The 5798-nt window shown below is 43.9% G+C and carries 6 protein-coding genes; 3 read left to right on the top strand and 3 right to left on the bottom strand.

Features of this window, described 5'->3' with window-relative positions:
• Window positions 1-25: 25 nt before the first annotated feature.
• Together ACW12G_RS05880 and ACW12G_RS05875 are read right to left on the bottom strand one after the other, a co-directional pair.
• On the bottom strand, window positions 26-670 hold the full coding sequence (locus ACW12G_RS05880; protein WP_455647492.1) for a hypothetical protein: 645 nt from the start codon (window positions 668-670) through the stop codon (window positions 26-28).
• A 92-nt stretch (window positions 671-762) separates the two neighbouring features.
• Window positions 763-1416, bottom strand: coding sequence for an NAD(P)H-hydrate epimerase (locus ACW12G_RS05875; protein ID WP_029510015.1), 654 nt, complete (start codon window positions 1414-1416; stop codon window positions 763-765).
• A gap of 136 nt (window positions 1417-1552) precedes the next feature.
• On the opposite strand from ACW12G_RS05875, the gene ACW12G_RS05870 reads away from it, so the two are divergent.
• From ACW12G_RS05870 to ACW12G_RS05860, 3 genes are all read left to right on the top strand, one after another.
• Window positions 1553-2176, top strand: a complete 624-nt coding sequence (locus ACW12G_RS05870) for a carbonic anhydrase family protein (protein ID WP_455646712.1) — start codon at window positions 1553-1555, stop codon at window positions 2174-2176.
• A 90-nt stretch (window positions 2177-2266) separates the two neighbouring features.
• Window positions 2267-3778, top strand: coding sequence for a peptide chain release factor 3 (locus ACW12G_RS05865; RefSeq protein ID WP_029510013.1), 1512 nt, complete (start codon window positions 2267-2269; stop codon window positions 3776-3778).
• Window positions 3779-4309: 531 nt separating this feature from the next.
• Window positions 4310-5581: a uracil-xanthine permease family protein gene (locus tag ACW12G_RS05860; protein ID WP_455647491.1), complete on the top strand. Its 1272-nt coding sequence runs from the start codon at window positions 4310-4312 to the stop codon at window positions 5579-5581.
• On the opposite strand, the gene ACW12G_RS05855 is transcribed toward ACW12G_RS05860, so the two are convergent.
• Window positions 5535-5798 (bottom strand): hypothetical protein (locus ACW12G_RS05855; protein ID WP_455647490.1); only part of this gene is annotated, 264 nt, incomplete at its 5' end. The genes ACW12G_RS05860 and ACW12G_RS05855 overlap by 47 nt on opposite strands.

The raw sequence follows: 5798 nt of genomic DNA, 5'->3' as shown, positions 1-5798 counted from the left end.
TTCAAACGATGGTTTGAAAGCTTTTTTAAATGTCTTGAAACAATGCCGCCCAGGCTTTTTGAGAGAGTTTAGCCGGTTTTGGTCGGCGTGGTTTGGGTTGATAGGTAGCTTGTTTGTAGTAACGGACAATGTCGGCTTGGACGTCCTTTTCTAACGGTAAGCCCACTCTGACAAAATCAAGGGCATCAGGTGGTAAATCAGGGTAGTTGTGATAATGGGTGATAAACCATTGTTGCATGGTGGGGTTCAGGCCAGCGTGGCGACGGATACGTTGTAAAATTTCATCGAGGCCGAAGTTAATATGATGAATTTGCGTTTGTAGTTGCCGCATAACGGTTTCAGGAATACCCAGATGATCGGCAAAATGGGTGATGCCTAACCGGATTTCTGTGCCTTCGCCATTTTCTAAGACATATTGATGCTTGAGTCGGCGGCCACACGCACAGTATAGTTGTTTTTCTGTGGGCGTATCATAGGCGTCGTTATAGTGGTACGCTTTGAAAAACCATTGGCCATCACGACCGAAAAGTTGGCGATCCATCATCAAAGAGGTCTGACGGTAGCGAATGTGTTGTATCAGCACGGCTTGTTGTTCAGCGGTTAATTGTTGCCACGTTTCTTGACGGCGTGCTTTGGTGAGGGCAACTTTGTGAGATTTTGGTCTTGTCATTGTAAAATTATTGGTTCATGTGTTCGTTTTAACAAACGTTTGTTCTTAGTTGTGGTAAATAAAAGCTAGGCTGCTAGCCTAGCAACGTCATATTATGGCCGTTCAGGTACTGAAAAAGTCATATCTGGGGGTGTCAGTAGACCAATGTCTTTGACAACAACCTGACCAGAGAGATGGCCGCCCACTTTTTGGGTGAGACCAAGTTTGTTATAGCCAAACGTGACGGTCGTGTGGGCTTTGAGTGCCGCCCCGCGGACTTCACCGGTTGAAGCATCAATACCGGTTGGTGTATCAACTGCAATAACAGTTTTTTCGATGTGATTGGCTGCTTTAATCATTTTCTGCAAGCCTTCGGGGAGGATATTATTTAAACCAGTCCCAAAAATCGCATCAATAATTAAGGTTGCTTGGTTAAAGTCACTTTTTTCGGCCCGTACCAACCCGTACTTTTCGATAATGGCGAGTTGCCGATGAACAGCATCTTTAGCGCGTGCCACGTTACCCACAAATTGTAGGGAAACGTTGAAACCTTGTGCGTAAAGCAAGCGGGCAATCGCGACACCGTCGGCGCCGTTGTTGCCTAAGCCGGCAAGGACGAGGATATGATCTAAATTAAAATGGCCAGCGCCAATGACGTCAAGGACTGCCATTGCGGCACGTTCAATGAGTACGTCTTGTGGCATCCCAATTGTTTCTACGGTATAGTTATCAATTTTCTGCATTTCTGCAGCTGTTACAAGTTGCATGCGCGTCACTTTTCTTTCTCAATCTGCATTTTATTATACAGGATATTCGCGTATCGTGGGATATGATTTCCTTGACTTGTTAATGTTCGTCTTTTTATTTGATATAATAGGTAGTAAATCTATTGGGAGGCAACACATGCAACACCTTGACTACAGTCAGCAAGATACTTGGCGACAAGCTGACGACACACCATTTCAATCACCGATTGATATCAATCAACAGCAAAGTAAACCAGTGATGGCCTCAGCCATGACCTTAACATTTCAAGGCCAAACCACCTATGATGATCGGATTGTGGGTGAACAATTCTTAGTGAATGGCACATTGCAATTGGATGGCGAGACCTGGCAATTAGAACGTTTCCATTTTCATGATGGGGCAGAACATTTGATTGATGGTCAGCGGCATGATGCTGAAATTCATTTTGTGTGTCGACAAGGTGAGCGCGTCTTGGTCTTAGCTGTTTTAGCGGATGTCGCAAGTGACGTGACATCAACCCCTATTCAGGCCATTTTAAACGGGCCAGTGGCCGCACAAACACTCGTTGGGTTACTACCCACTAATCGCGCATATTACCGCTATGTAGGCTCTTTAACAACACCACCGTTAGGTCAAGATGTGACGTGGCTCGTTTTGGCACAACCCATTGGCATGACAGCCGCAGATACTGCTTTGTTGCATGCGCGCTATCCCGAAAACTATCGTGATGTACAAGCGTTAGCTGGCCGTGAAATTTTATATGTATCAGGGAAAAAATAATTATGTGGTCGTGATATTTGACAAGACTAAGCGCCGTAGACGGTGCTTTTTTTGTTGTGAAACACCACTGTATCAGGTAAACTAGAGATTATGGAAAACTTTCAAGAACAATTAAAAAATCGTCGTACTTTTGCGATCATTTCGCACCCCGATGCCGGAAAAACAACGTTAACGGAACAACTATTGCTCCATGGTGGCGTGATTCGTGAAGCGGGAACCGTTAAAGGCCGTGGCTCAAATAAGTTGGCCTCATCTGACTGGATGGCTATTGAACAGCAGCGTGGTATTTCTGTGACTTCTTCGGTCTTGCAGTTTGATTATGACGGCAAGCGAATTAATATCTTAGATACACCAGGGCATGAGGACTTTTCTGAAGACACGTACCGGACGTTAATGGCCGTGGATTCGGTGGTCATGGTGGTCGATGCCGCAAAAGGTATCGAGCCGCAAACCAAGAAGCTGTTTGAAATCGTGGCGCAGCGTGGCATTCCCGTCTTTACGTTCTTTAACAAAATTGATCGTGATGCGCGACCAGCCTTGGATTTGTTAGATGAGTTAGAATCGGTTTTGGGTATTCAAGCTTATCCAATGAATTGGCCGGTGGGTTCAGGACAGATTTTGCAAGGCATTTATGACTTGCAACGTGACACGATGGTGCCATTTAAAAATGCGACATCACATCCAGAAGTGGTGGATGAAACCATGGATGAAATTGAACTGTTGCGTGATGCGGGGAATCCATTTGACCGTGACGCCATTGCGCATGGGCGCCTGACACCGGTTTTCTTTGGTTCAGCCTTGGTTAACTTTGGGGTGACGGAATTCTTGCGTGATTACTTGGCCTATGCGCCGGCGCCAGCTGCCGTGACAACGGTTGATGAACAAGTCGTTGCACCAGAAGATGCACAATTTACTGGTTTTGTCTTTAAAATCCAAGCGAACATGGATCCACGCCATCGTGACCGAATTGCCTTTGTGCGGATTGTGTCTGGTGAATTTAGCCGTGGAATGGACGTGACCTTACAACGCAACAATAAAAAGTTGAAGTTGTCCAATGTGACACAGTTTATGGCGGAAGAACGTGAAAACGTCCAAACGGCCGTACCTGGTGATATTATCGGTGTCTATGACACGGGGAATTTTCAAATCGGTGACACGATTTATGCCGGTAAGAAGGTGGTCCAATTCCCAGATTTGCCAACTTTTACCCCAGAACTCTTTAACCGTGTGATTGCCAAAGATGTGATGAAGCAAAAGTCGTATCACAAAGGCATTCAACAATTGGTGCAAGAAGGGACGATTCAACTCTACAAGTCTTGGCAGGGCAGTGAATACATTATTGGTGCCGTGGGTCAGTTGCAGTTTGAAGTGTTCCAATTCCGGATGGAAAATGAATATAACGTCGAAATTCAATTTGAACCCATCGGTTCAAAAGTGGCGCGTTGGATTGCCCCTGAACAATTAGATGAAAAAATGGCATCAAGCCGTAACTTGTTGGTGAAGGATCGCTATGATCAACCCGTTTTCTTGTTTGAAAACAAGTTTGCGATGAACTGGTTCCACGACAAGTATCCAGATGTTGTCCTAGAAGAAAAAATGTAATCCCAAAAACAATCGCAGTTAAAACGTGTGATTGTTTTTTTATTTTTAATCCTATTGTAAGCGTTTACATAGTGTGGTAGAATAAAGATAACAAATAAAGAGGAGGCCATTAATGACGCAAAGTAATTTATCAGAAATTGCAGCGTTAGGGCATCAACTTGTAGACAATGGTTAATAACAATAACATCCTAAGGGATAACATCAAAGCGTGATTTGAACCATTAACCGGCGTGATAAAAATTTATCCACTACGTCAAATAGACATAACAGCAGATGATATTTTCTGGACAATAGTGACAAGTAATGTAGGGGTGATAAATTGGCAAGAAGCGAGAAGATGACCGAACGTTAATGTTTCAGCTTCAATCTGCGTTTGCAGCGCAACCTTATAATTACATACAACAGAACCTGACATTATGCATAGCATGAGTCAGGTTCTTTGGTTTATAATGGAAGTGATGAAACTCGCGCTGGTTGTGGGTTTTAGAATATTTAGGAGGATGTGTTAACGCGAGTTGACAAAACACGATTATGACGAAAAAAGCAAATAATGCGATTTATGATGTCCATGATAAGCCGCCTTTTTGGACGTGGTTTGGGCTATCATTGCAACACTTATTCTCAATGTTCGGTGCGACAGTCCTCGTGCCGTTGTTGGTTGGTTTAAATCCTGGGGTTGCGTTATTTACCTCGGGTGTCGGCACGTTGCTCCACATGCTGATTACCCGTGGGAATATTCCGGCTTATATGGGCTCAAGTTTTGCCTTCATTATTCCGATGACGTCATTGATGAAAACGCTGGGTTATCCTGGGGTCGCACAGGGAATTATCTCTGTTGGTCTGGTTTACCTTGTGGTCGCAGCTATCGTGACCTTTATTGGGACACGTTGGATTGATCGCTTGTTCCCAGCGGAATTAGTTGGGCCAATCATTGTGGTGATTGGCTTGAGTTTGGCTGGTTCAGCGGCTAGTTCAGCCACGATGTTAAATGGGAAATATGATTGGAAAATCTTTGTGGTGGCGTTGATCACATTGCTTGGGACAATTGCCTTTAACATGTTTCTCAAAGGTTTCTTAGGCCTATTATCAGTCCTATTAGGGATTATTTTTGGTTACATTGTCGCGTTGGTCTTTGGGTTGGTTGATTTATCACCAGTTGCTGCCGCACATTGGTTCCAATTACCAGATTTTGAAACGTTTATTGGCAAAGATGGTTTTCAGCTCTATCCTGCCGCCGTTTTGAGTATGGCACCGCTTGCTTTAGTCACCTTGTCTGAACATTTGGGTCACTTGATGGTGTTGTCAAAAGTGACGGGACATGATTTCTTTAAAAACCCTGGCTTGAAGCGTACCTTAGCTGGTGATGGAACGGCTTCAATTGTTGCGGGGTTAGTTGGTGGACCGGCGGTCACGTCTTATGGTGAAAACATTGGCGTGATGCAATTGAGTCGTGTTTATTCCGTTTGGGTTATTGGTGGTGCTGCCGCCTTTGCTGTTGTTTTCAGTTTCATTGGTAAATTATCAGCTTTGATTTCAACGATTCCAGGTGCGGTAACTGGTGGTGTCGGCTTTGTGTTGTATGGTGTCATTGCGGCAGCTGGTTTGCAAGTCATCGTTGATAACAAAATTGATTACACGCAGAAGCGCAATTTGATGATTGCAGCGCCAATATTAGTGATTGGTATTGGTAATTTCCATTTGCAACTTGGACCACAAGTTGATTTTTCTGGTGTGGCGATTGCAACATTGTTAGGGATTATTTTGAATTTAACGTTGCCAAAAGTGGCGGCGAGTGAAAAGTAACAAGTGGGTCACCACTTGTTTTTTTTATCACAAAAAACGCGATATTTAAGGCAAAATAGCGACTGGGTTGCGTTGAAGAAACCGCTGGGTTAAGTGATGATGAACCGATAGGTGAAATTATGAGGCCACGCGCAATTTTTTGGTTGAGCAGGACTATGCCTAGATATATCTCTATTATGTTGGTTATAATAGCGTTAAAAAATTGATAATTCTTCTT

This window comes from Leuconostoc sp. (assembly GCF_965300815.1).
This window is presented reverse-complemented; position numbering and strand designations above follow the sequence as displayed.